The organism is Halobaculum magnesiiphilum, assembly GCF_019823105.1.
Taxonomy (GTDB): domain Archaea; phylum Halobacteriota; class Halobacteria; order Halobacteriales; family Haloferacaceae; genus Halobaculum; species Halobaculum magnesiiphilum.
Map to the genome: position 1 here is coordinate 2369892 of NZ_CP081958.1, position 26352 is coordinate 2396243.

The window sequence follows — 26352 nt, forward strand, 5'->3', positions numbered from 1 at the left end:
GTGGACCACACACCCGCCTGGGTCCCCGACGACCCGAGTCAGGTCACGCGGCGACTGGTCCCGTTCCGGTAGTTGAACCCTCGTGAGCGACGCGCGGGGCCGGATGACGCGCCCGTTAAGTGGTTCCGACCCCAGGTCGCTCGTAATGAGTGGCAGAGCCGTGCGTCACCGATTTACCCCCCGATCGCGGGGTGACCTGTAGTGCCCAAGGAGTTCATCGAGGTCCGCGGCGCCGAGGAGAACAACCTCAAGGACCTCGACGTGGAGATCCCCCGCGAGCAGTTCAACGTCGTCACCGGTCTCTCGGGGTCGGGGAAGTCGTCGCTCGCGTTCGACACCGTCTACGCCGAGGGACAGCGCCGCTACATCGAGTCGCTGTCGGCGTACGCGCGGAACTTCCTCGGACAGATGGACAAACCGCAGGTCGAGAGCGTCGAGGGGCTCTCGCCGGCCATCTCCATCGACCAGAAGAACGCCGCCAACAACCCCCGATCGACCGTCGGGACGGTCACCGAGCTGCACGATTACCTCCGACTGCTGTACGCCCGCGTCGGCCACCCGCACTGCCCCGAGTGCGGCCGCGAGGTCGGCGAGCAGTCGGCCCAGCAGATGGTCCGCCGCGTGTTCGAACTGCCCGAGGGAACCCGCGCGATGATCGCCGCGCCCGTCGTGCGCGACCAGAAGGGCGCCTTCGAGGACCTGTTCGACGACCTCGTCGCCGACGGCTACTCGCGCGTCGAGGTCGACGGCGAGCAGTACGACCTCTCGCTGGAGCGCCCCGAGCTGGACGAGAACTACGACCATACGATCGACGTGATCGTCGACCGCGTGAAGGTCCGCGAGGCGGACCGATCGCGGATCACCGACTCCGTCGAGACGGCGCTGGAGGAGGCCGACGGCGTCCTGAAGCTGATCCTGCCGGACCCGCCCGAGGGTGACGACCTCGACGTGGACTTCGGCGGCAACGAGTCCCGCTCGACGGGCGACCTCGCCGGCGACGGGGACGACCGCCTCGTCGTCGAGTTCTCCGAGGACCTCGCGTGCACCCACTGCGGCATCGACTTCTCGGAGATCGAGACGCGCTCGTTCTCGTTCAACTCCCCGCACGGCGCCTGTCCCGAGTGTGAGGGCATCGGGTCGACGAAGGAGGTCGACGAGGACCTGGTCGTCACGGACCCGAGCCAGCCGATCAAGCACGTGTTCGAGCCGTGGAGCTACAACCGGTCGTACTACCGCACCCGCCTCGACAACGTCGCCGAGCACTTCGGTGTCGACGTGGAGACGCCGTTCGAGGAGCTGTCGGACTCGGAGCAGCGACAGTTCCTCTACGGCACCGACGAGGTGGTGGAGTTCGAACAGCAGACGCGAAACGGCGTGCGCCGCAAGACCCAGCGGTTCGAGGGCGTCATCCCGAACCTCGAACGGCGTCACGTCGAGACGGACTCCGACCGCACGCGCGAGCACATCGAGGAGTTCATGGCCGTCACCACCTGCCCCGAGTGCGAGGGGACGCGCCTGAAGCCCCAGTCGCGGTCCGTCTACGTCGACGGCACGTCGATCACCGACGTGAACGAGCTGTCGATCGGCGACGCGCTGGAGCACTTCGAGGGGATGGAGGAGACGATGAGCGAGCGCGAGCGGACCATCGCCGAGGAGATCCTCAAGGAGATCCGCGCGCGCCTCGGATTCATGGAGGAGGTCGGCCTGGAGTACCTCACGCTCGACCGCGAGGCGTCGACGTTGTCGGGCGGCGAGAGCCAGCGTATCCGGCTGGCGACGCAGGTCGGCTCCGGACTGGTGGGCGTGCTGTACGTCCTCGACGAGCCGAGTATCGGCCTCCACCAGCGCGACAACGACCGCCTGCTCGACACGCTGGAGGGGCTACGCGACCTCGGGAACACGCTGCTCGTCGTCGAGCACGACGAGGCGACGATGCGCCGGGCCGACAACATCATCGACATCGGGCCCGGGCCGGGCAAGCGCGGCGGCGAGATCGTCGCCCAGGGCGACTTCGACGACATCGTGAACACCGACGAGTCGGTCACGGGCGACTACCTCGCCGGCCGCGAGGTCGTCGAGGTGCCGGGCGGCCGTCGCGACAGCGACGCCGCGCTCACGGTCGAGGGCGCGCGCCAGCACAACCTGAAGGACGTGGACGTGGACATCCCGGTCGGGCAGTTCACCGCCATCACCGGCGTCTCCGGCTCCGGGAAGTCCACGCTCATGCACGACGTGCTGTACAAGGGACTGGCCCGCGAGATGAACGACAACACCGAGGTCGACCCGGGCGAGCACGACCGCATCTCGGGGATGGACAACATCGAGGGAGTCAGGCTCATCGACCAGTCGCCGATCGGCCGGACGCCGCGGTCGAACCCGGCGACGTACACCGACGTGTTCGACTACATCCGCGAGCTGTTCGCCGAGACGAAGCTGGCGAACCAGCGCGGCTACGACAAGGGTCGCTTCTCGTTCAACGTGAAGGGCGGCCGCTGCGAGGAGTGCGGCGGGCAGGGCACCGTCAAGATCGAGATGAACTTCCTGTCGGACGTGCACGTCCCCTGCGAGGAGTGCGGCGGCGACCGCTACAACGACGAGACGCTCGACGTGACGTACAAGGGCAAGACGATCGCCGACGTGCTCGACATGAGCGTCGAGGAGGCGTACGACTTCTTCGAGTCCCACTCGGGGCTCGAACGTCGGCTCGGCCTGCTGAAGGACGTGGGGCTCGACTACATGCAGCTCGGCCAGCCCTCCACGACGCTCTCTGGCGGCGAGGCCCAGCGCGTGAAGCTCGCCGAGGAGCTCGGCAAGAAGGACGCCGGCGACACCCTCTACCTGCTGGACGAGCCGACGACGGGCCTGCACAAGGCCGACGAGCGCAAGCTCATCGACGTGCTCCACCGGCTCACCGACAAGGGGAACACGGTCGTCGTCATCGAGCACGAGCTCGACCTGGTGAAGAACGCCGACCACATCGTCGATCTGGGCCCCGAGGGCGGCGACGGCGGCGGCGAGGTCGTCGCCGAGGGCACCCCCGAGGCGGTCGCCCGGGTCGAGGAATCCCACACGGGTCGGTACCTCCGGGACTACCTCCCGGAGGTCGACATGGAGGGCCCCCGCAGCGACCGTCGGATGCCGGCGCTGGCGGCGGACGCGACCGACGCGGACGGCGAGGAGGGGGCCGACGAGGGCGAGGCTGTCGAGGCACCGGCGACCGACGACTGAGGCGAGGCCGAACGCCGGCGAGGCGGACGCCGTTTCGGACGGTCGTCGGGCGAGGAGGAACGATCAGCCCTCCTCGCCCTCGTCGCCGTCCTCCGGCGTCTCCGGCAACCGAGACGGGTCCGCGTACCCCTCGACCCCTGACGCGCGGAGGTACTCGCGAAGCAGCGTCGGGAACTGTCGCCCGCGGACGTACCGCAGGCCGAACTGGTCGGCCCACGAGATGATGCCGCGGTCCTCGGTGACGACGCCCGCCTCGAGTTCGCGCGCGAGCACGAGGAGGTCGAAGTCCTCGCGGGAGTCGAGCACCCCCTGTCGGAGCGCGCGGCGGTACTTGTCACGGAGGTCCGAGACGACGCGGTCGGCGGCGGACATGTACTCGTGGTCGTCGTCGCCGGCGGGCTCCCCGGCCGTGAGTTGTTCCGGGTCGAGGGCTTCCACCTCCCGAACGGCCTCCTCGGACACGCGCAGTCCCCGGTCCACGCGGTCGTTCATCTCGTCGACGAACTGGTAGACGATATCGGCGGGGATCTGGACGCCGTAGCGGTCGGGGCTCTTGCGGATCACCCACGTGTCCAGCTTCGAGAACACCTCGTCGCTCACGTCCCGGTCACGCAGCATCGTCGCCAGCTCGTCGTGGATGGACGGCGGCACATAGCAGGATGCGTTCAGCTCCAGACGCGCGGTCGCGATCAGGTCGAGCAGTCGCAGCACCGCGTCCTCGACCGACTCGTCCTCACGGCGGATCCCCTCGGTGATGAACAACGACGTGTCGAGGACGAACTGCTGGCGCGGCGGCGTCGCCGGCATACCCGGCGATACCCGGGCGAGCGGCAAAAACCCCGGCGTCGCCCCCGCCGGCGATCGCGCGTCGTCGGAGTCGTCGCCGGCTTTTCGGGCACCGTGTGCGTAGCTCTCACACATGGGGAACGCCGCCGAGACGCTGTCCGACCGGCTGGACCCCGACGTAACCGACCCCGCGGACCTAGGCGAGCACCTCGAACGCCACGAGCGCCTCGGGCGCGAGTGCGCGGCGCTCCCGGACGCGCGCCACGGGCTCGAACGCGGGACGGTCGTCGTGGACGGCGACGCCGTCGTCCGCGGCTACCCGAGCGTCCCCCGCGCGCTCGTCCTCGATCCGACCGTCTCCGAGCACTTCGACGCCGAGCGGGTCGTCGTCGAGGAGAAGCTCAACGGGTTCAACGTTCGGATCGTCGACCTCGGGGACGGCCAGCCGCTGGCGTTCACCCGGAGCGGCTACCTCTGTCCGTACACGACCGATCGCGCGCGGACGTTGCTCGAACTCGGCGAGTTCTTTCGGGACCACCCCCGGGCGATGGTGTGTGCGGAACTGATCGGGCCGGAGACGCCGTACACGACCCACGACTACGACGGCGTCGACTCCCACGCGTTGCGCGTCTTCGACGTTCGCGACCGGGCCACGGGAGAACCGCTCCCGATCGACCGGCGACGCGAGCGGTGTGCGTCCTACGGACTCCCGCAACCGCGCGTGTTCGGAGCGTGGGGGACCGAGTCGGCACCGAGGCACGTCCGACGCGTGATCGAGGACCTCGACGAGCACGGGCGCGAGGGCGTCGTCATGAAGTCGCCGGACGCGACGACGGCGCTGAAGTACACCACCGAGACACACCACCACGCGGAGTTGGCGTACGCGGCGGGAACGCCGTTCGAGCGCGGACGGGACTTCCTCTTCTCGCGGGTGATGCGGGAGGCGTTCCAGGCGTACGAGTTCGACGAGGACGGCGACCGGCTGCGCGAGCGGGCACACGACCTGGGTGAGTCGCTGCTGCTGCCGTTCGTCGAGACGATCCGCGAGGTCGCCGCCGACGGTGGAGTCGGCGACGAACACGTCGCCCGCGGCGACCCCGAGCACGTCGGCGCGCTGCTCGATCACCTCCGGGCGTTCGGCGTCGAACTCGAGGTGATCGCCGACGAGACCGACGGGGACGATCGGGTCGTCAGGTTCCGAAAAGTCGCCGAGTCGACCCGGGACCGGACGCGTCACTACCTCTCGGGCGGCACGTACGACGAATGACCGCGGACCGTTCCGGTCGACGGTACAGATTTCCCGCGAGCGCCCGACGCGTTCGGTATGACCACCGTCCACGCCGCGATGCGCGATCACGTCCGTGTCGTCGACCCGGAAGCCGGAACCGTCGCCGCGGCCCCCGACCTCGACGGCCGCGCGCTCGAATGCGTCGCGGTTCACCCCGCCGCCCCCGACCGCGTGTTCGTCGGCACGTTCGAGTCGGGGCTGTGGCGAAGGACCGACGGGGGCGAGACGTTCGAGCGCGTCGGCGGCGACGCCATCGAACAGGACGCGGTGACGGCCGCGGCCGTCTCCCCGAACGACTCCGACGTGGTCTGGGCCGGGACCGAGCCCTCCCGGGTGTACCGCTCGACCGACGGCGGCGACACGTGGACCCACCGCGACGGCCTCGTCGACCTCCCCTCGAGCGACGGGTGGGCGTTCCCGCCGCGGCCGCACACCCACCACGTCCGCTGGATCGAGCCGGATCCACACGATCCCGGGCACCTCTACGTCGCCGTCGAGGCCGGCGCGCTCGTGACGACGGCCGACGGCGGCGAGACGTGGCGCGACCGCGTTCCGGGCTCGCGGCGAGACACGCACTCGATGGCGACGCATCCGGATGCCCCGGATCGGGCGTGGGGCGCCGCCGGCGACGGCTACGCGGAGACGGCCGACGGGGGCGAGACCTGGTGCCACCCACAGACCGGTCTCGATCGAACCTACTGCTGGAGCGTCGCCGTCGACGCCGGCGACCCCGACCGCGTGCTCGTCTCGGCCGCCCGGGGCGCACACGAGGCCCACTCCGCCGCGAGCGCGGAGACGTACGTCTATCGGCGAGTCGGCGACGCCGACTGGGAACGCCTCGACGGACGCGGCCTGCCGCTCGGCGAGGGCGTCACCCGCCCGGTGCTCGCCGCCGGCGACCCGGGAGCGTTCTACGCGCTGTCGAATCGCGGGCTGTATCGCACGACCGACGCGGGGGATTCGTGGGACGAAGTCGCGGTCGACTGGCCGGATCGGATCGCGGACCTGACCGCCCGCGGGCTGGTGGTCCTCCCGTAAGCAATCGCCCGCTTCCCGTCTCAGCCGAGGGTTGATACGCGATGGCGGGGCCAACCGCCCCGTGACGTAGCCACTGACCGCACGGCGGTCTACGGGTGTGTGGCCACCCGTCGTGCGTGAGACCCGGCCGCCTGTCAGCCATCGAGGACCCACGAGATATATCTCCGTCCGCGTGCACTCCGAAGTATGTACGACTTCGTCGTGGTCGGCGTCGGTCCGGCGGGCGCGCGCTTCGCCCGCCGGGCCGCCGAGGCCCGCTACGACGTGCTCGCCCTCGAGAAGGGGACGGTCGGCGAGCCGTTGGCCTGCTCGGGGCACGTCTCCACCGACATCTGGAACTACGTCCCCGCCGACGCGAAGGAGCGGCTGCTCCAGAACCGCGTGTACGGCGCGGACTTCCACGTCGGCGGGCCCGAGTCGTCGGGCGACCGCTTCTACAAACGCGAGGAGGTGTCGAACGTCATCGACCGCGTCGAACTCGACCGCACGCTCGCGGACGCCGCCCGCGGGGCCGGCGCCGACGTGCGCGAGGGCCATACGGTCACGTCGGTCGAGGAGCGGCCGGGCTACGTCGAGGTGACCGCGAGCGTCGGCGGCGACGAGGAGACGTTCGAGGCGCGGATGGTCGCCGGCGCGGACGGGCCCGTCTCCCGGGTCCGCAAGCAACTCGACCTTCCCGAACCGACGGAGACGCTCCACGGCGTGCTCGCGTTCACCGACGAGGCGGACCACGGCGACTACGTGAGCGTGCACCTCACCGCCCCACGCTTCTTCGCGTGGCGCATTCCCCGCGGCGACGCCGGCGTCGAGTACGGGCTCGCGGCGCCGCCGGGCCACGAGGTCAACGAGCTGTTCGACCGCCTCACCGCGGAGTACGGCGTGGAGACCGACCGCTTCTGCTCGGGGGCCATCCCCATCGGCCCGCCGAAGCGCACCGTCGCGAACCGTGGGTTCCTGCTGGGCGACGCGGCCGCCCAGACGAAGCCGTTCACCGGCGGCGGCATCCTCTACGGGATGCGCGCGGCCGACGTGGCCGCCGACGTGATCGACCCGCAGGACCCGAACACGCTCCCCCGATACGAGGAGGGCTGGCGCGAGGAGTTGAGCCGGGAGATCCGACTGGGTCACTGGATCCGGCGGGCGTACTCACTTCCGGAGCCGGTGCAGCGCGCCGGGCTGTGGGCGCTCTCCGGCGAGATCGGCGTCCACATGGACGAGCCGAGTTCGTTCTTCTCGCGCGAGCACCTGAAGAAGCTGTTCTCGTAGTCGGCGCTGTTCGTGTTGTCATTGACTTCGGTGCCGTCGTACCCGACTCGACCGATCTGACCGCGACGACGACCGCGGAAGCCCCCGCGTCGCTCGCGGTCGAATCCTCGCTGTGCTCCTCGGCTCGCTCCCTTCGGTCGCTCGCCTGCGGTGCTTACATCGGAGTCTCCCGCGAGCGACGCGGCCCCTTCCAGTCCCACCCAGCAGAAAGTCGATCGAGCGTCGAACCTGGACACCCGCCCGTGCAGCTTCGGGGAGTCGAGGATCGTCGCGTCCGGCTTGCCCGTCGTTACGTCTGTTCGGTCGCCTCGGGGTACGTAGGTAGCCGCAGCGAACGCGCCCCCCCCTCGACGAACGGGAGGTCGGCGCGCTCGGCGGCGACCTCGTCGCCGTCGACGCGGACCGCGAGGTCGCCGGCGTCGGCGTCGGCGTCGAAGTCGAGATACGCGAGCGCGATCGGCGCGTCCAGCGACGGCGACTCGACCGCGCGAGTGACCTCGCCGACCGAGGCGTCGCCGTCGAAGACGGCGGCGCCCGATTCCGGGAGGGCTTCGGGGCGAAGTCCGACGAGCCGCTTGCTCGGCCGGCCGCGGTTCTCCACCTTCGAGACGACCTCCTGGCCGACGAAACAGCCCTTCTCGAAGTCGACGGCCGAGCGGACGCCCGCGACGTTCGGCAGGCGACCCCGGAGTTCGGTGTCGAACAGCGGCGTGCCGGCTTCGGCGGTGAGCATGCCCCAGGTGGTGTAGCCGAACGGGGCGGCGTTGAGGCCGCGCGTCAGGAGGGTGTCGAACACGCGTTCGGCCTCGTCGGCGGCACAGACGACCTCGTACCCCTCCTCGCCGGTCGGGTTGTCGCTCGCGATCACCGTGACGCCCACGTCGTTCATCCGCCCGCGGACGAACGTGAGCTCGGGCTCGGGGGAGCCGGCGCCGTTGAGGACCGAGGCGATCTTCTCGGTCGAGGTCGGGCCGTGGACGCCGAAGACCCCGAACTCGTCGCTGGCGTCGCGCAGCTCCACGTCGTCGATGAAGACTTTCCCTTCCCAGTCCTCGACGAGCGGCCCGGCGCGTTCGGGGGGCGTGAACAACAGGAGGCGCTCGCCGGCGTTGTAGACGAACAGCTCGGTCTCGATCGCGCCCTGCGGGTCGAGCAGCAGCGTGTAACAGCCCTCTCCGTCCGCGCTCGGGACGCGGTTGGAGACGGCGTTGTCGACGAACTCGACGCGATCGTCGCCCTCGACGATCACGACACCGTAGCCCATCTCGATGGCGCCCACGCCGTTGCGGACGGCGCGAGCGGCGCTGTCCGGCCGACCGTAGTCCGCGACGACCTCGCGGCCGCCGCGGTCGGTGAAAGTGGCGCCGTGGTCGGCGTGCACGTCGGCGACGAGACTCATACGCGTACGCACACCCGCGGACGCCAAAAGGGGAGCGGAAACGGCGGGGCGGGGTCGACGGCTCGGATGGGAGAGCGCTTACAGCCCGAGCCGACGCCGGATCGCATCGAGGAGTCCGGGATCGCCGTCGACTTGCTCGCCCGGGTCGGGAACGACGCGCTCGTCGGGGTAGATGCGCACGCGCCCGTCGGCCTGCTCGATCTCGATGAGCCCGGCCGACTTCAGCGCCGACAGCGCCTCCTCCACCTCGTCGATCGTCGCGTCGACGCCCGACCGGAGCTCCAGCACCGTCATGCCGTCGTCGGCGCGGCCGACGAGCGCGTCGAGAACCGCCACCTGCGTGTCGTCCCTGTCGCGGAACTCGGGCGGCACCCTCATGGACGAGCGATCGCTCGGGTGCGGCTTACGTGTACCGGCGGTGACGCCCGCAGCCCGGCCTGTCGCCGCCGCCGGGCGCGCGTGCCAGGCGTCCGACGCGAGCGAACGCTTTTATGCGTTTGGGCGATTCGTAGGCACAATGGGACTTAGATGTCTCCTCGGCCACGACTTCTCGGAGCCGAGGACGGAACGTGACCGCGAGGTGCGGGGGGACGAGGTCATCACCACCATCACGGAGGTGAAGGAGTGCCGGCGGTGTGGCGAGACGCGCGTCGTCTCCGAGAACAAGGAGGTGACCTCGGCCGGCCGGGGTCGGGCGGACCCGGGTGCGGCGGGCGCTCACTCCGACCGGTCGACGGCCGACGGGACCGACGGTGTCGACGGCGCGGTCCCGGATGCGACGCCGGACGCGTCGACGCCGAACGCGCCGGCGTCGAACGAGACGATGGCCGACGCGCCGACGCCCGACGAGTCGACGCCCGATGCCACGACGGCCGACGCGACGCCCGACGAGCGGGCGGTCGGCTCGGACGGCCCCCCTGACGGCACGGTCGCGGCCGACGAAGCTAGCGACGGTGAGGCCACCGGCGACGCCGCCACAGGCGACGGAACGGCCGCGCCCGAGGACGGCTTCGACCACCCGACCGCGGAGTCGGCCGACGGCGCCGTCGACGCGGACGTCGAGGAGGACGCCGAGATCATCGACGCCGAGGGCGATGCCGGCGGGCAGCACACCCGGAGCCAGGCCCCGGAATCGGAGACGAGAGAGCGCGGGCACGGCGAGTGGCCGGACGCCGACGCGAACCGCCGCGGCGAGGACCCCGCGGGCGACGACGACCCGGCGCCCGAGGACGACGCCGCGAGCGAGGCCCGAACCGACGTGGTTCCGGACGCGAAGCGGGCCGACGAGGCCGGTGCGGCCGCCGACCCGACCGACGAGGACGCAGAGTTCATCGACAGCGACGGCCCAGGCGACTGGCCCGAACGGGCGGGCGAGGACGAGGGCTACGACGCCGAGCTCGGCGGCGACGACGAGGGGGTCTCCGTCGACGGCAACCTCACGCCGCAGGTCGATCCCGAGGTTACCGAACAGGAGGACGTGGAGTTCATCGAGGCCGACACAGAGGCGGCAACCGACGAGCGATCCGCCGCTCCCGCCGCCGCCGACGACGGGCGGGGCGCCGCCGGCGGCGACGACGTCGCCGGCGGCACCGAGCCCGCGTCGGACGCCGGTGGCACCGAGCGCGGGTCGAACACCGGCGGTTCCGGACCCTCGGCCTCCAACGTCGAACTGCAGACGACCGTCGACAACGTCGACACCGTCTACGTCTGCCCGGACTGCGGGAACAACGAGCCCGTCGGCGCCTCCTCGATGCGCGCCGGCGACATCTGCCCCGAGTGCAAGCGCGGATACATCGAGGAGCGCGAGATCCGGTAGCCGGTCGGCTCGACACGGACCCCGCCGTCCGCGCGTCGGGCGTTCCGAGACGCTCGATATCGGGCGTCGTACGGCCGTGACGGACGGACGCGTCCGATCGCCGTCTGACGAAACGTGTTTACCGGACCCGGGCAAACGGGCGGGCATGAAGGAGTACAAGATGCGCCGCGGCGAGCTCCTCGAGGACCGGATGCCCGACCTGAAGGGCGAGATCGAAGAGCGGTTCGGCACGGTCGCGGGAACCGAGGAGTTCGACGGCCACGAGCTGTACGTCGTCGAGGACCCCGACAACCCCGTGTTCGAGCGCATCGTCGCCGGCGCGGCGTCGTACTCGGGCAAGAAGGACAAGCTCGCGGTCCACTTCGAGGAGCGCCCCGCCGAGGAGGTCATCGCCGAGGGCAACGCCGACGCCGCCGCCGACGCGGTCGACGCGAAGAACTCGTTCCTGCTCGATGCGACCGGCCGCGACGCCAAGTCGCGTCGCGACTCGCTGAAACGCGAGGTCGAGGACGACGCACCCGACTACTGATTCTCCCCGGCCCGCCTCGGGGCCGACCGTCGTCTTCGACGACGGCATCGCCGACATCGACCGTTCCTGTCCGGTCCTCGACCGGTCGCTGTGCCGTGTTTCGCTCGCCGAGTAGTTCCACGCCGGCGCCGCCGCTGAATTCTGTCCTCGGACGATCGACTGAACCTCCTCAACTCCGAAATCGAGCGGCTCGACGTGTCATAATCATTCATTCGACACCGAGTAAAGTTCCGCGATAGGTTTTTTACACCCGGGCTCGTATCGAGCGGTATGAGCATCGAGACGATACTGCTGACGGTGAAGCGAAACGACGGCGACCGACTGGACTACGTGACCCGGGAGGCGATCGAACTGGCCGAACAGACCGGCGCGAACATCGTCGTCGGGCACGCGTTCGAGAGCCAGTCCGACGTGGACGAGGCGCTCACGCGGCTGGAGGGCGTCGACGGCACCCCCAACGACGTGGCCCGTCGCCTCGGAAGCGTCCGCCGCGCGACGAAGGCGATCGAGGCCGCCGGCGTCGAGTTCCGGGTCGAGGGCGTCGTCGGCGACCCCGGGGAGGCCATCGCGGACCTCGCCGAGCGCGTCGGCGCCGACCGCGTGTTCGTCGGCGGCCGCAGCCGCTCGCCGACGGGGAAGGCGGTCTTCGGGTCGACCGCCCAGCAGATCCTCCTGTCTGCGCCGTGTCCCGTGACGTTCGTCCGCGAGGAGTAACGCCAGCCCGTCTCGGGCGCTCCCGTCGGCGATCCACTCGCGGCCGTGTGAGAAAGCGGTATCCGTAAGTGCGGGCGCTCGGACACACGAACGATGGCCTACTACGTAGGCGTGGACCTGGGGGCCACGAACCTCCGCGCCGTCGTCGGCGACGACCGGGCGGACATTCTCGCGCGTGCGGAGACCGCCACTCCGCGGACCTCCGGCATCGCGATCACCGAGGCAGTCCTGCGCGTCGTCCGCGAGGCGTGCGCGGAGGTCGGCCTCGACCCCGGGGACGCGACGGCGGCGGGGATCGCCTCCATCGGTCCGCTCGATCTCGCGGAGGGGATCATCGACGGCCCGGCGAACGTCCCCGGCATCGGACAGGTCCCGCTGGTCGGCCCGTTGCGCGAACTGCTCGACACCGAGCGGGTACACCTCCACAACGACACCATCGCGGGCGTCATCGGCGAGCGCTTCCACAGCGACCGCAATCCCGACGACATGGCGTACGTCACCATCTCCTCGGGGCTGGGCGCCGGCGTCTGCGTCGACGGCCACGTCCTCTCGGGGTGGGACGGCAACGCGGGCGAGGTCGGCCACATGGTCGTCGACCCCGACGGCAGGATGACCTGTGGCTGTGGCCGGGACGGCCACTGGGAGGCGTACTGCTCGGGGAACAACATCCCGAAGTACGCCAGACACCTCGGCCACACGGAGGCCGCGGACGTGCCGACCGACCTCCCGATAGACGACCCCGACTTCTCCGCAGTCGACGTGTTCGAGGCGCACGGCTCCGACCCGTTGGCCGACCACGTCATCGACCGCATCGCCGACTGGAACGTGATCGGCTTCACGAACCTCGCGAACGCGTACGCGCCGCTGGTGGTGCGTGTCGGCGGCGCCGTCGCGCTCAACAACCCCGAGGTCGTGCTCGACCCCGTCCGCGAGCGTCTGGAGGAGACAACCTTTGTCAACGTCCCCGACGTGCGTCTCACCGACATGGGCGACGACGTGGTCGTCAAGGGCGCGCTCGCGTCCGCCATCACCGGCGGCACCGGCGAGCGCACGGCGTAGCTCCCGGGTTCGACGCTTCGTTCGAGCCGACGACGCTTGCCGCTAGCCATATCCGGCTCGGCCCCGACCAGACGGTATGCGACGCCGTCGCGTCCTCCGCGCCGCCGGGGCGGCCCTCGGCACGGGCGCCATCGCCAGTTCGAGCGATCGGTCCCCTCCCGTCGCCGTCGCGGGCGCACACTCGACGCCCGACAGCGACGGCACCGCCGACGGGACCGGCGAGGACTCCGGTGACGCTCCCGAGGGCGGTTCCAAAGACGACGAGTACGGACCGCTCGGCTCCGTCGAGGTCACCGGCACACGCGAGGCCGTCGTCTCCGCCGAGGGGAACGTCGCGTACCTGGCCCTCGGCGACGGCTACGCCACGGTCGATGTCTCGGATCCGTCGGCCCCGACGGTGCTTGCCGAGCGGCGGGACCGCCTCGCCGAGCGCGAGAACGGCCCGCTCCGCGGCCTCAACGACGTTGCGGTCTCGGGCGACCGGCTCGCGGTCGTCGGCCCGGCGAACCCACGCGACGGCGTTCCCTCGGGCGTGCTCGTCGTCGATGTCTCCGACCCGACGAACCCCAGAGAGACCGGGTTCTACGACACCGACTTCCCGATCCACAACGCCGACATCGACGGCCCCCACTGCTATCTCACAGGCAACGGCGCGGCCGACAACGCCCTCGTCGTCGTCGACGTGGCCGCCGGCGAGGAGGTCGCCCGCTGGTCGCTGCTGGAGGCCGACGAGTCGTGGCGCGACGTCTCGCGCGCGCTCCGTCCGATCCACGACGTGACCGTGCGCGACGGCGTCGCCGCCGTCGCCTACTGGGACGCCGGCACGTACCTGCTTGACGTGGCCGACCCGTCGACCCCCACCCTGCTGGGCGCCGTCGACCCCGGCGACCCCGCCGACCTGCGCGACCCGCCGCCGCGCTCGGGGACCGTGCCGCCCGGCAACCACCACGTCGCGGTGCTCGCCCCCGGCGGCGACGTCCTCGCGGTCGGCCGCGAGAGCTGGGCCGTCGAGCACGACGACGACCTGATCGGCGGACCCAGCGGCGTCGACCTGTACGACGTGTCCGACCCGGACGCCCCCGCGCATCTGTCGAGCATCGAACCGCCGCCGTCGCCGGACCCGACGTTCGGCGGCACGTGGACGACCGCTCACAACCTGGACCTGACCGGCGACGCGCTGTACACCTCGTGGTATCAGGGCGGCGTGAAGCGTCACGACGTCTCCGACCCGGCGAACCCGGTCGAGGAGACGTGGTGGGCGGACCCGGACGCGACCCGCTTTTGGGGCGCCGTGCTCGCGGTCCCCGGCGAGTTCTTCGTCGCGCCGTCGATGGGGACCCGCGACGGCGCACCCGCGGGCCTGTGGACGTTCCCGGACCGCGCGGGCGTCGGCGGCGACCGCTCGCGGCTGGACGAGGAGGCCGGCGGAACGGCGCCGGCGGCGACTGGGTCGACGCCGACGGACACCGACGCGGCGTCCGGGACAGGGGAATCGTCGCCGGACACGTCGTCGGACTCCAGCGCGGCCGCTCCCGGCTTCGGCGTCGCGAGCGCGGTCGCGGGGGCGGGCGTCGCCGCGAGCGTCGCCGCCGCGCTCGCCGGAGGGCAGTCGGCCCGTCGCGGCGACGAGGGGGACGAGGGCCCGGGCGACGATGGTGGCGACGGCGGCGCCGACGCGATCGACGACAACCCGAACTAGATCGCCGCCGGGGACGCGATCCGTCCACAACGACCGTGAGGGTGTTTCTTTCGGGCGGTCGCCGGGTCCCGCAACCGCAAGCTTTCAACCCTCCGGCCACCAACTCGAAGTAATGAGCGACCTCGCGGAGCGCGTCGAGACGTGGATGGTCGGACAGATGCCGATCATCCAGATGCACGGCGGGACGAGCGTCGTGCGCGAGGCCGACGCCGAGGAGGGCGTCGTCGTGGTCGAACTCGGCGGCACCTGCTCGGGCTGTGGCATCTCGGACATCACCGCACAGAACATCAAACGGGACCTGATCATGGACTTCGACGAGGTCGAGGAGGTCCACGTGAAGGTGCCCGATACCGGCGAGATGGGCTCCAGCACCGTCGAGGGAGGCCGCGGCGGCGACCTCCAGTACTCGACGGAGTCGTCCGACCACTTCTGAGGCGGCCGCGGCGGTACCGCTTTCATCCCGGCCGCCGCCGGTTCACGCGTGCCGAGCGAACGCGAGCGGATGGTGTCCGGCGAGCCGTACGACCCCGACGACCCCGAGCTGGTCGCCGCCCGCCGGCGCGCGCGAACCCTCACGAGCGAGTACAACGACACCGGACCCGAGGAGCCCGAACGCCGCCGCGACCTCCTCGCGGAGCTGTTCGGCGCGGTCGGCGACGGCGTCGCCGTCGAACCGCCGTTCCGCTGCGATTACGGCGACAACATCGCCGTCGGCGACGAGTTCTTCGCCAACTTCGACTGCGTGATCCTCGACGTGGCGCCGGTCGAGTTCGGCGACCACTGCCAGCTCGGGCCGGGCGTCCACGCCTACACCGCGACACACCCGATGGACGCCGAGGAGCGACGGGGAAGGGAATCCGGCGAGCCGGTGACCGTCGGCGACGATGTCTGGATCGGCGGCAAGGCGGTCATCAATCCCGGCGTCACCGTGGGCGACCGCGCGGTGGTCGGCTCCGGCGCGGTCGTCACCCGGGACGTGCCGCCGGACACGTTCGTCGGCGGCAACCCGGCGCGGGTGATCCGAGAGTTGGAGTGAGCGAGGTCGCAGCCGAACCGACTTACAGCGCCCGTTCCAGCGCCGACGCGACGCTGCGGGCCTTCTCGGCCAGTTCCTCGGTGAGCTCGCCGCGCTCGACCGCATCGTCGAGCTCGTCGTCGTCGACGCGCTCGACGCGGCCGTCGCCGTGTTTGACCACGTCGACGTGGAGGTCGACGTAGCGCACGGCCTCGGGGAACGCCTCGACGGGCGTGCAGACGTTCACGTACGTGCCCTTGCGCTCGCCGTCCTCGTCGCGGTAGACGGTCGGGTACCACCACCGACCCTCGCGGAACGTGGTCGTCGCCACGTCGCCGGCCTCGCGTCGGGCGTCGAGCGCGTCGTAGCTGCCGCCGGCGGTCATCCGCCGCTCGACCGTCACCGAGCCGTCCGAGGGGTCGAGGTCGGTCACCTCGCCGCGCCCGAGAACGATGAGTCGCCCGTCGGGCTTCCCGTGGCCGATGGCGACGCGGTCGCCCACGTGCGGGCCGAACTGGTCGGCGACGACGCCGAACGGGAAGTCCGTGTCGTCATCGGGGTCGCGCGCGAACCCGTCGGCGGCGACGAGCGCCTCCGCGAGGTCGACGCCGGCGGAGGCCGACCGCGAGGCCGCCTTCGTCCGGTGGTGGCCGGGAATCGTCGTCGTCACCTCGCGGCGGAGGTCGTCGAGCGCGAACCGACAGTCCCGGCCGAACCACACCCACGCGCCGGCGGTCGGGGCGGCGAGCGGTCCCGGTTCCCCCTGCGGCTCCTCCAGCGCGTCGTCGAGCGTCCGCGCGTGGTCGCTCGCTCGCGCCAGCGCGTCGCCGAGGGCGTCCATGTCGGCGTCGCGGGCGTCCCGGCCCCACTCGATCCCCCAGCCGTCGGGTACGTCGACCGAGAGCAGGTCGGTCATCCCCGCCAGTTCCCTGGCGGCCGCGTCGTCGGCGCCGTCGACGCGGACGCCCTCGCGGCCGGGGACGAGCGTCGCGAGGCCGGCCATCGCGCGGATCCGCGTGTCGAGGACCGGCCGGTCGTCCTCCCAGTGAGCCGCCGGGTCGAGGACCTGCACGCGGAGGGTGTCGTCCTCGCCGACGTAGCCGTCGGCGTTGTCGAACGGCAGGTACCCCTCGGCGCCCGACTCGCCGAGGTCGACGACGGCCCCGCCCCCGAGCGTCTCGCTCACGACGCCGTCGAACACCGCGCCGAGGGGCGCGGGGTCGTCCCACGCCAGCGCGTCCAGGCCCACGTCGAGCAGGTGCTCGCGCAGCGTCGCCACCGCGTCCGGGTCGCCGGCGACGCCGACGCCCTGGCGGTCCTCGGTCGTCTCCACGCTCGCGTCGTGGTCGGCGGCGGGGAGGTCGACGTCGAAGCGCCGCCGGATCGGGGGACTCGCCTGCACCACGCTGTGCCCGGCCTCCAGCAGCGACCGCGTGAGCGCCGTCGTGTAGATGCCGCGGACGCGAACGCGGTGGCTCGTTGCGTCGTCGCTTCCGTGGTCGTCGCCAGCGCGGTTTTCGTCGTCGCCCCTCCCGCTGGCGCCGCCGGCGCAGTCGCCCCCGCCGCCGCTCATAGCGCCTCTGGGTCGCGGGCGAAGCGAACGCGGTCGTTGACGGTGTCCCCGAGCGTGAGCTCGACGACCTCGTCGTTCAGCACGCGGCCGTCCTCGACGGGGACGCCCCAGCGGTCGAACTTCAGATATCCTCGGAGGTCCGCCGCGTGGGTGTACACGTCCAGGTGGTCCACGTCGTGCTCGCGGAGCCCGCCGTCGCTGTGGGCGGTGCTCATGTCCGAGTGGTACGTCCCGCCGCCCTCGAAGAAGTCGGCGAGGTCGGCGGCCGCCTCGTCGACCGCGTCGGCGACGAGATCGGAGGCGGCGTCGAGGTCGTCGGCGTCGAGCCCGACCTCGCGGAGCGCTGCCTGTTCGCGCGGGTCGAAGTGCATACCGCGGCTTCGGCGGGGCACGTGTCAAACGTACCGGTCCTGCGAAGCGAGGGGACCCGCCACCGATCCAGCAGGCCGGCCGACGCGTCGACCACGGGGGCCGGCCACGGGGCCTGATCCCGCGATCCGACCGGCGGCTCCGGCCTGCAACAAGACACAAGGCGTCGGCGCGTCTCGCCACCCACACACGATGGGTAAGAAGGAGCGAACTGATCCGATCGAGGAGGCGGCGGACTCCTCGACGGATCTGTACGACGTGGCGACCTGGGAGGAGCGAACCTCGCTCGACGGGCTCTCGGTCGCCATCTATCGGCTCCTCTCGGGCTCGGCCCGGTGGGGGACGATCCTCGTCGCGGCGCTGTTGCTGATCGGGATCGGCGGGTTCTCGGCGGTGACGAACCCGGCGATCGGCGCGCTCACGTTGCTGTCGGCGATCCCGGCGCTCGCGCTCGCCGCGTACGTGTACCGCTCGGACGTCACCACGAGCGAACCGCTCGGGCTGCTGGTCGCGACCTTCCTGCTCGGGGTGCTCACCGCGAACTTCGCGGCGATCCTCAACTCCGTCGCCCAGCCGTACTTCCGCCCGATCGGCTTCCTCGGGACGGTGGCGTTCTTCTTCCTGATCGTCGGCCCCGTCGAGGAGACGGTGAAGCTGCTCGCGGTCCGGCTGTACGCCTACAGCCACGACAGCTTCGACTCGGTCCTCGACGGCGCGGTGTACGGCGCGATGGCCGGCCTCGGCTTCGCGTTCATCGAGAACGCGCTGTACATCTCCCGCGGCCTCGAGCAGACCGGACTCGACCTCGGGCTCGGACTGATCGGGATCGGCGGGGGGATCACGTTCACCCGCGCGCTCGCGGGGCCGGGACACGTCATCTACTCGGCGTTCGCGGGCTACTACCTCGGCCTGGCGAAGTTCAACCCCGAGAACCGCGGCCCCATCGTCGTGAAGGGGCTGATCATCGCGGCGCTCATCCACGCGACGTACAACTCCACCGTCGGTATCGGGTCGGGCGTGTTGAACGTGTTCGGCGGGCTGCCGCCGCTGGCCGCCTCGTTCGTCTACATCGCGCTGTTCGACGGCGTGTTCGGGCTGATCCTCGTGCGGAAGATCAACCGGTACCGGGCGGCGTACAACGACGCTCACGAGGCGGACGCCGCTGCCGAGGAGGAACAGCGCTCGGAGCTGACCGAGTTCGACGCCTGACTGTTCGGAGAAGAGGCGCGTCGACCTGGGTCAGTCGCCCAGCTTCTCGCGGCTCACCGTCACGCCGGTGGGCGTGATGACGAGCTGGTCGTCGCCCTTCTGGACGATGTCGCCGTCGACCTCGCCGACGACCTGCCGGAGCTCGTCGATGATGCGTTCGACCGTCTGATCCGTCGTCGAGTGGCGGGTAATGTCCGCGATGACGAAGTCGCCGTCGTAGACGGCGTCCTTGATGTCGATCACGTCGCGCTGGTCGGAGATCTCCGCGATGTGGACCTGCATCCCGGCACCGCCCCGGGCGTTCTCGAAGTCGTCGAGGTCCAGTTCGACGTAGTCCTCGGCGCTGTGGGTCCCCCCGCCCCCGAGGATCTTACTCATGATGCCCATGTACGCCACCAAACTCCCTCCACCCATAAGTCTGTACGTCGGACGCGACGCACACGTCCGTCACACTGCGTCGGTTCGGTCGCCGCGTCGCCCCCGTCAGGGTATTCCGGTCGCCGTCGCGGTGCCTGACCTGTCCCGTCTCGCCCCGCCGCCGCGTTCCGGGAACCCCGCCTTTTTGCTCCGACCCGACCCAGCGACGCACGACATGACCTTCAGCATCTGCGTCCGCGAGGAGTACACCGACGAGCAGGGCGACCGGCAGACTCGCTTCGGCGTCGCCGTCACCACCCGCCTGCCCGGCGTCGGCACCCTCTGTCCGTTCGCCTCGGAAAACGGCGCGGTCGCGACGCAGTCGCTCGTGAACGTGGAGTTGGGCAGCAAGGGCATCGAGTACATCGACGACGGGCTCGCCGTCGAGGACGCGCTCCAGTCGCTGCTCAACGCCGACGACGGCGCCGAGCAACGCCAGCTCCACGGCGTCGACGCCGACGGGACGTTCACGTTCTCGGGCGAGGAGTGCAACGGCTGGTACGGCCACACGAGCGGGGAGAACTACACCGTCGCGGGCAACCTCCTCACGGGCGAGGCGGTGATCGACGCCGTCGCGAGCGCCTACGAGTCGGACGCCTTCGGCGACGCCCCCCTCGCGGAGCGGCTGATCGACGCGCTGGAAGCCGGCCACGCCGAGGGCGGCGACAAGCGCGAGCACCTCCCGGTGCAGTCGGCCGCGCTGAAGGTCGAGACCACCGAGGAGCGCGAGGTCGGCACCTACTACGACGACCTGCGGGTCGACGCCAGCGAGACGCCCGTCGGCGACCTCCGCGAGACGTTCGAGGAGGCCCGACGCGGGCGGGAGATCCTCATGGAGGAGTACGCCGACGAGTTGGAGGAGGAAGACATCGACGCCGGCGAGGACGGCGCCGAGGGGAACGCGAGCGGGGACGACGCCGCTGCCGAATAGGCCCGACGGCGCGCGGGACAGGGGCGCGATCGAGTCGCCGGGGCGACCGTCCGGCCGAACCGTTTTTGTCGGAACGAAATCACGAAATCGCATGGATTGGGCCCTCCTCCGCCGCGGACTGCTCCGGTACAGCCTCGTCGCCGCCGGCGGGACCGTCGCCGTGCTCGTCGGGGTCGCTGGAACCGCCGCGGCGGTCGTGACGTTCGCCGCCGGCCTCACGACGCTGCTGTGGGCGGTCAGCGGCGGCGGCAACGTCCGCACGACGACGGCGGCCTCCAACGCTGACTCGATGGGGGTCGCGGGAACCGTCAGCGACGCAGCCGACAACGCGCCCGAGTCGCTCCCCTCCGACGTGCGCGTGTTCTTCTACGGGATCGGCCTGCTGGTGTGGAGCCCCGTGGCCGTCGCGGTCGCCGTGTTCGTCGTCTGAGGGGGAGCGCGCGCCGGGTCAGACCGAGAACTCGTACAGCTCGTCGCCGACGTGGTGTAGCGACTTCACGACCTTCCCGGAGTCGCCGGCCATCTCGTCGCCGTCGACGAGCGCGCGGCCGACGCCGAGCACCTTCCCGTGGGTCTCCTCGGCGACGGCGACGAGGTCGCCCTCGGCGATGGAGTCGTCGGCCTCGGTGATGCCGGGGCGCATCACGTCGGCGCCGTCGGAGACGAACGACACCGCGCCGGCGTCGACGGTGACGACGCCGCGCTCGGGCGGGTGGTCGTTGGCCCCTCGGACCGTGAGGAACGGCTCGCGGTCGCCGCCGTCCCCCTCGTAGTACAGCACGTCCGGCTCGCCGTCGACGAGCACGAGATCGAACGGGGAGTCGGTGAGCTCGACCAGCTCGAAGGAGTCCCCCCCCAGATCGACGCCGAGGCGGTCGGCGAGCGCGTCGCGGATCTCGGAGACGGCGTCGCTCCGGAGGTGGTGGCGTGACTTGACGTCCATGTGGTCTCCTCCGCGCGTCGGCGGATAAATCGCCCGCTCGGCGCCGCACCGACCCCCGGGCTCCGGCCCTGGTGGACGGCTTTCGGGCGTGGGCGTGTGCGACGTTCCCACGATAAACGCTAAGTCCACCGACGCCGGATCACGAATCATGTGGGGATCCCGGCGGGACCGGGACCGGTCCGCCGTCGTCTGTATCGCCTGTGGCGAGTCCCTCTCGCGCGAGGACGCCCGCGAGTACGACAAGCAGGGAAATCGGTGGGACCGCCGCGACAAGGAGTTCGAGTACCTCTGTAAGGAGTGTTATCGCGACATGTCACACCAGCCGCGCGAGGACCTGGAGGCGCTGTTGGTCGACGTGGAGGCGGACGTCGGCGGCGACTCACAGGAAGCGTACGTCGAGGCATACCAGCGCGAGGTCGTCCGTCGCTACGGCGGGACGGAGGCCGACGCCGAGGACACCGAGGGTCGCAGGGACTAGTCGGCTCACTCCGTTGCTGACGCGGTTCTCGTCGCTCACTTCGTTCATTCCTCGAACCGCCCGTTCGGTGGGCGGCTCGGCCCGGAGACCTCGCCGCCGGTTCTCCGCGGTTCTCGTCACTCACTTCGTTCGTTCCTCGAACCGCGCACGTTCTGTGGGCGGCGCGCACGCAAGCGCGCCGCCGTCCCTCCGTCGGCTCGCTCACTACGTTCGCTCGCCGACGCGCTCCCCGAAACCCTCACGTACCACACTACCGTACCCCGCGCCATGAGTGACGCAACGCCCGAGGAGGAGCCGGCCCAGGGGACCGCCGAGGACCAGGGTCCGGTCACCATCACGCAGGGCCTCGCGGACGCGCTCGCCGACAAACGCGAGTCGCTGTTCGCGGAGTTCGAGATCCGCGACGAGTTCCCGCCCGAGGTACGACGTGAGGCGAAAGACCGCACCGAGGGCGTTCAACAGGAGATTCAGGACGAGGTCGACGAGCGACGGGACCTCCGGGAGCTGACCACGTGGACGACCGACCCCGCCGACGCGCAGGACTTCGACGACGCCATCTCCATCGAGGACGACGGCGACGAGTACCACCTGTGGGTCCACATCGCCGACGTGAGCCACTACGTCCACCCCGACTCCGCGATGTGGGAGGAGGCCGTCGAGCGCGGCAACACCGTCTACCTGCCGGGGTACACCATCCACATGCTCCCGCCGATCCTCGCGGAGACCGTCTGTTCGCTTGTGCCCAACGAGGACCGCCTCGCCCACACCGTCGAGATGCGCCTCGACAAGGAGACGCTCTCGTTCGAGGAGCTGGACATCTACAAGTCGGTCATCAACTCCGACGAGCGCCTCACCTACAAGCAGTGCGAGCGCCGCCTGGAGGACCCCGACGCGCCGCTGCACGAGAAGTGCACCCTCGCGTACGACGTGGCCGACCAGCTCCATGAGCAGCGCAAGGCGGACGGCTCGCTCGTGTTGAACCCGAGCCGCGATCGCGCACACACCATCATCGAGGAGTGCATGCTGAAGGCGAACAAGGCGGTCACCCACGAGCTGATGTGGAACCGCGGGGTCGAGGCGATGTACCGCGTCCACCCGCAGCCGACGCCCGAGCAGTGGAACGAGGCGCTCAAGGAGATCCAGGAGCTCGACGGCGTCTCCATCCCCGGCGACGCGTGGGGCGACGACCCCCGAATGGCCGTCAACGCCGCACTGGAGGAGGCGCCCGACCGGCAGCTCAACAAGATCCAGCGCGCGGTGCTGAAGGTGATGCCCCGCGCGAAGTACATGAACGACCCGTTCGGCGGCCACCACGCGCTCAACTTCGACATCTACGGCCACTTCACCAGCCCCATCCGCCGCCTGTCGGACCTGATCAACCACTGGATCGTCCACGAGAACGACGTGCCCGAGACCCTCGTCGAGCTGTGCGACAGCGCCTCGGACAAACAGAAGGACGCCGAGACGGCAGAACGGCTCTACAAGCAGTTCATGCAGGAGGTCGGGCTCGACCCCTACGCCGTCAACAACCGTGGCGTCGAGGTGATGGACGACCCCGAGGACGCACAGTACGACCGTCCGGACACCGTCCCGGAGTAGTCGCACCGGCGGCCACGCGCCGCTCGACGCACTCTCCTCCGTTCCCGTCCTGAATCCCGTCGATTACTCCGTCACGACGACTAAGTCGGTCGTCGCGCCGCGGCGTTCGAAGTGCACGCGGCACTCGTTGCGTCGGAGGAACGCTTCGACCTCGTGGACGCTCGTCTCCGTCACGTCGATGCGGGCACGACTGCTCGTCTCGATGTCGACGCGTTCCGGGTGGGCGACCGGCGAACTCGTGCTCATACACACTACAGTGTACGGAGGGGACTTGTACGCGAGCCATGCGGAGTGAAAGTGAAACCGGGGTACGGTGCCGAGGTAGCGATTCGGTCGGTGCGCCCGTTCGGGGACGTGACCTGGCGATCGGAGGTCGCGGGAGACCCGTCAGCCTCATGCAGCCGGGACCGTTGGAGGTGCCATGGAGTACGACGCCGTCGTGTTCGACATGGACGGGGTGTTGGTGGAGCGGTCGCCGTCGTGGGTGTTCGACGACGCTGCCGAGCGGACGCTTGCCGAGGCGGGCATCGACGACCCGACCGCCCGGGAGTTCCGGGTCGTCCGGACGCTGGAGGGCGGGCTCGAGACGGCCCGCGAGCTCTTCGAGTCGTCCCACGGGGTCGCCTTCGACGACCTGTGGCGCCGCCGCAACGAACTCGTCACGGAGAACCAGGTGACCGCGATGACGGAGGGCGAGAAGGCACTGTACGACGACGCCCGCGCCCTCCTCGACCTCCCGGCGGCTCGCGGCATCGTGAGCAATAACCAACACGGTGCGGTCGAGCGCGTTCTCGAACAGTTCGATCTGGGCGACCGCTTCGACACCTACTACGGCCTCGGGCCGGGCGTCGAGGACGTCGGCGCCGAGAAGCCGGGGACGCGGTACATGGACCGCGCGCTCGCGGACCTGGCCCCCGACCGGGCGGTGTACGTCGGGGACCGCTCCTCCGACGTTGCCGCCGCGCACAACGTCGGTATCGACGCCGCGTTCGTCCGCCGGGAGTTCAACACCGACGACGAGCTCGACCCGGAACCGGCGTTCGACGTCGACTCGCTGCACGAGCTTCGGGAGACGCTCGTCTCCGGGACGTAGGCGCCGGGAGAAACGGGAGTGGACTCGCTGGGAGCGTTCCACTACGCCTGTCTTGCGGATTCACAACGCACGACTGCTCACAGCGCATTCGTGTAAGTCACTTCGAGGGCGTGAACGGCCGGCGGGAGGCTGAACACCCTGATCTGGAACGCGAGCACGCCAGCGGCGAACCAGGCGATCGAGCCGCCGACCGTCGTGAGCATGTCTGCGTCGACGGACGACGGATTAGTCAGCATAGCGATAGCTACGAGGACGCGGACGACCTCGACGCCGTGATAGACGATCCCCTCGACGACGAGGACTGACCGAAGGCTTTTGCCCGATTTCGGACAACTACCGAGCATGAGCACGAAGCGCGACATCCGTCTCATCGAGACGGACGACGGCGAATTCGCCGCCGTCGACGAGGAATCCGGCGTCACCGGAACCGGGGAGACCCGGGAAGAGGCGCTATCGAACCTCGACGCCTTGGACCTCGAACGAGAAGATAAGTGACGGGCTGCGCGAGTACGATCGCGAGTTCACAACGCCGCTCGATTACCGCGTTCGGCGGCGAATCGGCTACACCTCCGACAACGGGACGATAACCCGCTTCGTCGTGCAGATCGAGTACGACCGCGGCGACGGGTGGGAACCCGTCGTCCGCTTTGACCATGACCCCGAATCGGATTTCGGGCACGACGTGTTAGAAGAGGGCGTCCACATGGACGTGTACCGCGACGGCGAGCAGATCGACGGTGGAGAGGTGTTCCCGCCGATACCGCCGAGCGAGGCGTTGTCGTTCGCCGAAGAACACTTATCCGAACACGGCGAACGGTATATCAAGAGGTACGAGGAATGGCACGGGATACGGAACCGATGACCGACGAGGAACTCGCGGAGTTCAAGGAGTCGATGGAAGAGCAGGGCGAGGAACTGCGGGAGGCGCTCGCCGAGGATCTCGGCGGCGACCCCGAGGACTACCGTGCCGGCGGGAAGCGGATCGCGGGCGGCGGCGACGAGGAGTAGAGACGCTCGGTTTTGTGCTTCGACCACATATTTGACAGCGATAGATACGGAGGCGATACTCACCGTCCCAGTATTGTCGGAGGGCGAGGATAGTACCACGTCTCGGACGAACGGGAGATCCGTGTACTGTACGGGGATGGCCTGTTCGATCTCAGTGCGTTCGGGGGTGGTTGGTGAGTCGCGTGGAGAGTAGAGCGATGCTGGCCCCGAGCGTAACGAGGAGGCTCCCTGCAAGGGTGACGTAGACGCCGAGTGCCGGCGTCCAGAGGCTGGTGAACGGACTCGTGAGGACGGTCATCACGGCGACAACCCCGCCGACGCCAACGAGCACGAACTCGAGGACAGTCCGCCTGTCCGAAACGAAGAGACGGGCAATCTCAACAAGTACTCCGACGCCCGCGACGACGAGCAATCGGCGCACTCCGATCCGTTCGAGTCCGGACTGCATGCCCAATACATACACTTTCACCTGGAGTTGCTTGTCCACCCAGGGAAGGACTGCTCCGATACCGATTAGCAAGAAACCGCCGAGGACGAGGACGTGCGAAAGGATGTACTGCTCCCGATTAAGCCCTTTATGGGACCGTGATCCCGCCATACCTGAAGGCATGAGTAGCAGTACCATAGGCTCGTGGTCCGTGCGCCGTGATCTGACCCATTCGCCAGTGCAGCTCCGCACTGTCTCGTAGCAACTGCGAGATATGCAGTCCCTTCCTAACAGCCGTTTCTCTTTGCTTCTGGCGAAATTTTTCGCGCGCCCGGAGGGGCGCTTCGCCTGCGGCTCACGTTGCGGGGGCGGTGGTCTGTTGATGGGGTGGCCTTCGCTACACCCCTATCAGTGAACCGAACTCCTCCAGTTCGGTTCGCCGGCGACGCTCATGCAACACCATCCCGG

General features: G+C 70.0%; 30 protein-coding genes. 20 read left to right on the plus strand and 10 right to left on the minus strand.

Features of this window, described 5'->3' with window-relative positions; all coding sequences use genetic code 11:
* Positions 1-201: 201 nt before the first annotated feature.
* On the plus strand, positions 202-3228 hold the full coding sequence (uvrA, locus tag K6T50_RS12070; RefSeq protein ID WP_222606836.1) for an excinuclease ABC subunit UvrA: 3027 nt from the start codon (positions 202-204) through the stop codon (positions 3226-3228).
* Positions 3229-3291: 63 nt separating this feature from the next.
* Here the strand turns inward: uvrA and K6T50_RS12075 are convergent, their stop codons facing one another.
* On the minus strand, positions 3292-4035 hold the full coding sequence (locus K6T50_RS12075) for an RNA ligase partner protein (protein WP_222606837.1): 744 nt from the start codon (positions 4033-4035) through the stop codon (positions 3292-3294).
* A gap of 112 nt (positions 4036-4147) precedes the next feature.
* Here K6T50_RS12075 and K6T50_RS12080 point away from each other — a divergent pair, with 112 nt between their 5' ends.
* From K6T50_RS12080 to K6T50_RS12090, 3 genes are all read left to right on the plus strand, one after another.
* Positions 4148-5281, plus strand: coding sequence for an RNA ligase (locus K6T50_RS12080; protein WP_222606838.1), 1134 nt, complete (start codon positions 4148-4150; stop codon positions 5279-5281).
* A gap of 57 nt (positions 5282-5338) precedes the next feature.
* Positions 5339-6340, plus strand: a complete 1002-nt coding sequence (locus tag K6T50_RS12085; RefSeq protein ID WP_222606839.1) for a WD40/YVTN/BNR-like repeat-containing protein — start codon at positions 5339-5341, stop codon at positions 6338-6340.
* Positions 6341-6526: 186 nt separating this feature from the next.
* Positions 6527-7606 (plus strand): geranylgeranyl reductase family protein, encoded by a 1080-nt coding sequence (locus K6T50_RS12090; protein WP_222606840.1) that lies wholly within the window; start codon positions 6527-6529, stop codon positions 7604-7606.
* 289 nt (positions 7607-7895) lie between these two features.
* Here K6T50_RS12090 and ygfZ read toward each other — a convergent pair whose 3' ends face one another.
* Complete coding sequence (ygfZ, locus tag K6T50_RS12095; RefSeq protein ID WP_222606841.1) at positions 7896-9005, minus strand: CAF17-like 4Fe-4S cluster assembly/insertion protein YgfZ; 1110 nt, start codon at positions 9003-9005, stop codon at positions 7896-7898.
* A gap of 78 nt (positions 9006-9083) precedes the next feature.
* Positions 9084-9383: a DUF6432 family protein gene (locus K6T50_RS12100; RefSeq protein ID WP_222606842.1), complete on the minus strand. Its 300-nt coding sequence runs from the start codon at positions 9381-9383 to the stop codon at positions 9084-9086.
* A gap of 139 nt (positions 9384-9522) precedes the next feature.
* On the opposite strand from K6T50_RS12100, the gene K6T50_RS12105 reads away from it, so the two are divergent.
* The 7 genes from K6T50_RS12105 (at position 9523) to K6T50_RS12135 (ending at position 15858) form a co-directional block, all read left to right on the plus strand.
* Positions 9523-10821 carry a DUF7093 family protein gene (locus K6T50_RS12105; RefSeq protein ID WP_222606843.1) on the plus strand — a complete coding sequence of 433 codons (1299 nt, stop codon included), beginning with the start codon at positions 9523-9525 and terminating at the stop codon, positions 10819-10821.
* A gap of 145 nt (positions 10822-10966) precedes the next feature.
* Positions 10967-11350 (plus strand): DUF5611 family protein, encoded by a 384-nt coding sequence (locus tag K6T50_RS12110; RefSeq protein WP_222606844.1) that lies wholly within the window; start codon positions 10967-10969, stop codon positions 11348-11350.
* 270 nt (positions 11351-11620) lie between these two features.
* Positions 11621-12064, plus strand: a complete 444-nt coding sequence (locus tag K6T50_RS12115; protein WP_222606845.1) for a universal stress protein — start codon at positions 11621-11623, stop codon at positions 12062-12064.
* Positions 12065-12157: 93 nt separating this feature from the next.
* The gene (locus K6T50_RS12120; protein ID WP_222606846.1) at positions 12158-13123 is read left to right on the plus strand and encodes an ROK family protein; all 966 of its coding nucleotides are present in this window, start codon (positions 12158-12160) and stop codon (positions 13121-13123) included.
* A 76-nt stretch (positions 13124-13199) separates the two neighbouring features.
* Positions 13200-14822, plus strand: a complete 1623-nt coding sequence (locus K6T50_RS12125) for an LVIVD repeat-containing protein (protein WP_222606847.1) — start codon at positions 13200-13202, stop codon at positions 14820-14822.
* A gap of 112 nt (positions 14823-14934) precedes the next feature.
* Positions 14935-15255, plus strand: coding sequence for a NifU family protein (locus K6T50_RS12130; RefSeq protein WP_222606848.1), 321 nt, complete (start codon positions 14935-14937; stop codon positions 15253-15255).
* Positions 15256-15303: 48 nt separating this feature from the next.
* Entirely contained in the window at positions 15304-15858 is a 555-nt protein-coding gene (locus K6T50_RS12135; RefSeq protein WP_222606849.1) for a sugar O-acetyltransferase, read from the plus strand.
* Positions 15859-15880: 22 nt separating this feature from the next.
* On the opposite strand, the gene K6T50_RS12140 is transcribed toward K6T50_RS12135, so the two are convergent.
* Positions 15881-17410, minus strand: coding sequence for a ribonuclease FAU-1 family protein (locus K6T50_RS12140; protein ID WP_222606850.1), 1530 nt, complete (start codon positions 17408-17410; stop codon positions 15881-15883).
* Entirely contained in the window at positions 17407-17781 is a 375-nt protein-coding gene (locus tag K6T50_RS12145; protein ID WP_222606851.1) for a DUF7532 family protein, read from the minus strand. Before K6T50_RS12145 ends, K6T50_RS12140 begins: the two co-directional genes overlap by 4 nt.
* Positions 17782-17971: 190 nt before the next feature.
* Here K6T50_RS12145 and K6T50_RS12150 point away from each other — a divergent pair, with 190 nt between their 5' ends.
* Entirely contained in the window at positions 17972-18988 is a 1017-nt protein-coding gene (locus K6T50_RS12150; protein WP_222606852.1) for a PrsW family intramembrane metalloprotease, read from the plus strand.
* A gap of 30 nt (positions 18989-19018) precedes the next feature.
* Here the strand turns inward: K6T50_RS12150 and K6T50_RS12155 are convergent, their stop codons facing one another.
* Positions 19019-19375, minus strand: coding sequence for a cell division protein SepF (locus tag K6T50_RS12155; protein ID WP_222606853.1), 357 nt, complete (start codon positions 19373-19375; stop codon positions 19019-19021).
* A 205-nt stretch (positions 19376-19580) separates the two neighbouring features.
* Here K6T50_RS12155 and K6T50_RS12160 point away from each other — a divergent pair, with 205 nt between their 5' ends.
* Entirely contained in the window at positions 19581-20336 is a 756-nt protein-coding gene (locus K6T50_RS12160; RefSeq protein ID WP_222606854.1) for a DUF1028 domain-containing protein, read from the plus strand.
* 91 nt (positions 20337-20427) lie between these two features.
* Positions 20428-20766, plus strand: coding sequence for a DUF8070 family membrane protein (locus K6T50_RS12165; protein ID WP_222606855.1), 339 nt, complete (start codon positions 20428-20430; stop codon positions 20764-20766).
* 18 nt (positions 20767-20784) lie between these two features.
* Here the strand turns inward: K6T50_RS12165 and K6T50_RS12170 are convergent, their stop codons facing one another.
* Positions 20785-21279, minus strand: coding sequence for an RNA-binding protein (locus K6T50_RS12170; protein ID WP_222606856.1), 495 nt, complete (start codon positions 21277-21279; stop codon positions 20785-20787).
* 148 nt (positions 21280-21427) lie between these two features.
* Here K6T50_RS12170 and K6T50_RS12175 point away from each other — a divergent pair, with 148 nt between their 5' ends.
* Together K6T50_RS12175 and K6T50_RS12180 are read left to right on the plus strand one after the other, a co-directional pair.
* A complete protein-coding gene (locus tag K6T50_RS12175; protein WP_222606857.1) occupies positions 21428-21757 on the plus strand; it encodes a DUF7562 family protein in 330 nt (109 codons plus the stop codon).
* A 267-nt stretch (positions 21758-22024) separates the two neighbouring features.
* Positions 22025-23356: an RNB domain-containing ribonuclease gene (locus K6T50_RS12180; protein ID WP_222606858.1), complete on the plus strand. Its 1332-nt coding sequence runs from the start codon at positions 22025-22027 to the stop codon at positions 23354-23356.
* 63 nt (positions 23357-23419) lie between these two features.
* Here the strand turns inward: K6T50_RS12180 and K6T50_RS12185 are convergent, their stop codons facing one another.
* Positions 23420-23602, minus strand: coding sequence for a hypothetical protein (locus K6T50_RS12185; RefSeq protein ID WP_222606859.1), 183 nt, complete (start codon positions 23600-23602; stop codon positions 23420-23422).
* Between the two features lie 175 nt (positions 23603-23777).
* On the opposite strand from K6T50_RS12185, the gene K6T50_RS12190 reads away from it, so the two are divergent.
* Positions 23778-24449 carry an HAD family hydrolase gene (locus K6T50_RS12190; RefSeq protein ID WP_222606860.1) on the plus strand — a complete coding sequence of 224 codons (672 nt, stop codon included), beginning with the start codon at positions 23778-23780 and terminating at the stop codon, positions 24447-24449.
* Positions 24450-24526: 77 nt separating this feature from the next.
* Here K6T50_RS12190 and K6T50_RS12195 read toward each other — a convergent pair whose 3' ends face one another.
* Complete coding sequence (locus tag K6T50_RS12195; RefSeq protein ID WP_222606861.1) at positions 24527-24799, minus strand: hypothetical protein; 273 nt, start codon at positions 24797-24799, stop codon at positions 24527-24529.
* Here K6T50_RS12195 and K6T50_RS12200 point away from each other — a divergent pair.
* Genes K6T50_RS12200 through K6T50_RS12210 form a run of 3 tightly spaced genes read left to right on the plus strand, consistent with a single transcriptional unit; the run spans position 24792 to position 25457 of the window.
* Entirely contained in the window at positions 24792-24944 is a 153-nt protein-coding gene (locus K6T50_RS12200) for a type II toxin-antitoxin system HicB family antitoxin (protein ID WP_222606862.1), read from the plus strand. The genes K6T50_RS12195 and K6T50_RS12200 overlap by 8 nt on opposite strands.
* A gap of 4 nt (positions 24945-24948) precedes the next feature.
* Entirely contained in the window at positions 24949-25311 is a 363-nt protein-coding gene (locus K6T50_RS12205; protein WP_425601407.1) for a DUF7718 family protein, read from the plus strand.
* Positions 25308-25457: a hypothetical protein gene (locus K6T50_RS12210; protein ID WP_222606863.1), complete on the plus strand. Its 150-nt coding sequence runs from the start codon at positions 25308-25310 to the stop codon at positions 25455-25457. The genes K6T50_RS12205 and K6T50_RS12210 overlap by 4 nt, the downstream gene beginning before the upstream one ends.
* 151 nt (positions 25458-25608) lie before the next feature.
* Here K6T50_RS12210 and K6T50_RS12215 read toward each other — a convergent pair whose 3' ends face one another.
* Positions 25609-26082, minus strand: a complete 474-nt coding sequence (locus K6T50_RS12215; protein ID WP_222606864.1) for a hypothetical protein — start codon at positions 26080-26082, stop codon at positions 25609-25611.
* Between the last annotated feature and the right edge of the window lie 270 nt (positions 26083-26352).

Excerpts from the sequence above, each read along its gene's own strand:
- K6T50_RS12125 (WP_222606847.1), top strand. The coding sequence starts at position 13,200 with ATGCGACGCCGTCGCGTCCTCCGCGCCGCCGGGGCGGCCCTCGGCACG.
- K6T50_RS12115 (WP_222606845.1), top strand. The coding sequence starts at position 11,621 with ATGAGCATCGAGACGATACTGCTGACGGTGAAGCGAAACGACGGCGAC.
- K6T50_RS12190 (WP_222606860.1), top strand. The coding sequence starts at position 23,778 with ATGGAGTACGACGCCGTCGTGTTCGACATGGACGGGGTGTTGGTGGAG.
- K6T50_RS12200 (WP_222606862.1), top strand. The coding sequence starts at position 24,792 with ATGAGCACGAAGCGCGACATCCGTCTCATCGAGACGGACGACGGCGAA.
- K6T50_RS12165 (WP_222606855.1), top strand. The coding sequence starts at position 20,428 with ATGGATTGGGCCCTCCTCCGCCGCGGACTGCTCCGGTACAGCCTCGTC.
- K6T50_RS12075 (WP_222606837.1), bottom strand. The coding sequence starts at position 4,035 with ATGCCGGCGACGCCGCCGCGCCAGCAGTTCGTCCTCGACACGTCGTTG.
- K6T50_RS12085 (WP_222606839.1), top strand. The coding sequence starts at position 5,339 with ATGACCACCGTCCACGCCGCGATGCGCGATCACGTCCGTGTCGTCGAC.
- ygfZ (WP_222606841.1), bottom strand. The coding sequence starts at position 9,005 with ATGAGTCTCGTCGCCGACGTGCACGCCGACCACGGCGCCACTTTCACC.
- K6T50_RS12090 (WP_222606840.1), top strand. The coding sequence starts at position 6,527 with ATGTACGACTTCGTCGTGGTCGGCGTCGGTCCGGCGGGCGCGCGCTTC.
- K6T50_RS12180 (WP_222606858.1), top strand. The coding sequence starts at position 22,025 with ATGAGTGACGCAACGCCCGAGGAGGAGCCGGCCCAGGGGACCGCCGAG.
- K6T50_RS12145 (WP_222606851.1), bottom strand. The coding sequence starts at position 17,781 with ATGCACTTCGACCCGCGCGAACAGGCAGCGCTCCGCGAGGTCGGGCTC.
- K6T50_RS12120 (WP_222606846.1), top strand. The coding sequence starts at position 12,158 with ATGGCCTACTACGTAGGCGTGGACCTGGGGGCCACGAACCTCCGCGCC.
- K6T50_RS12155 (WP_222606853.1), bottom strand. The coding sequence starts at position 19,375 with ATGGGCATCATGAGTAAGATCCTCGGGGGCGGGGGGACCCACAGCGCC.
- K6T50_RS12105 (WP_222606843.1), top strand. The coding sequence starts at position 9,523 with ATGGGACTTAGATGTCTCCTCGGCCACGACTTCTCGGAGCCGAGGACG.
- K6T50_RS12130 (WP_222606848.1), top strand. The coding sequence starts at position 14,935 with ATGAGCGACCTCGCGGAGCGCGTCGAGACGTGGATGGTCGGACAGATG.
- K6T50_RS12215 (WP_222606864.1), bottom strand. The coding sequence starts at position 26,082 with ATGGTACTGCTACTCATGCCTTCAGGTATGGCGGGATCACGGTCCCAT.
- K6T50_RS12160 (WP_222606854.1), top strand. The coding sequence starts at position 19,581 with ATGACCTTCAGCATCTGCGTCCGCGAGGAGTACACCGACGAGCAGGGC.
- K6T50_RS12170 (WP_222606856.1), bottom strand. The coding sequence starts at position 21,279 with ATGGACGTCAAGTCACGCCACCACCTCCGGAGCGACGCCGTCTCCGAG.
- K6T50_RS12185 (WP_222606859.1), bottom strand. The coding sequence starts at position 23,602 with ATGAGCACGAGTTCGCCGGTCGCCCACCCGGAACGCGTCGACATCGAG.
- K6T50_RS12100 (WP_222606842.1), bottom strand. The coding sequence starts at position 9,383 with ATGAGGGTGCCGCCCGAGTTCCGCGACAGGGACGACACGCAGGTGGCG.
- K6T50_RS12150 (WP_222606852.1), top strand. The coding sequence starts at position 17,972 with ATGGGTAAGAAGGAGCGAACTGATCCGATCGAGGAGGCGGCGGACTCC.
- K6T50_RS12110 (WP_222606844.1), top strand. The coding sequence starts at position 10,967 with ATGAAGGAGTACAAGATGCGCCGCGGCGAGCTCCTCGAGGACCGGATG.
- K6T50_RS12210 (WP_222606863.1), top strand. The coding sequence starts at position 25,308 with ATGACCGACGAGGAACTCGCGGAGTTCAAGGAGTCGATGGAAGAGCAG.
- K6T50_RS12080 (WP_222606838.1), top strand. The coding sequence starts at position 4,148 with ATGGGGAACGCCGCCGAGACGCTGTCCGACCGGCTGGACCCCGACGTA.
- K6T50_RS12140 (WP_222606850.1), bottom strand. The coding sequence starts at position 17,410 with ATGAGCGGCGGCGGGGGCGACTGCGCCGGCGGCGCCAGCGGGAGGGGC.
- K6T50_RS12175 (WP_222606857.1), top strand. The coding sequence starts at position 21,428 with ATGTGGGGATCCCGGCGGGACCGGGACCGGTCCGCCGTCGTCTGTATC.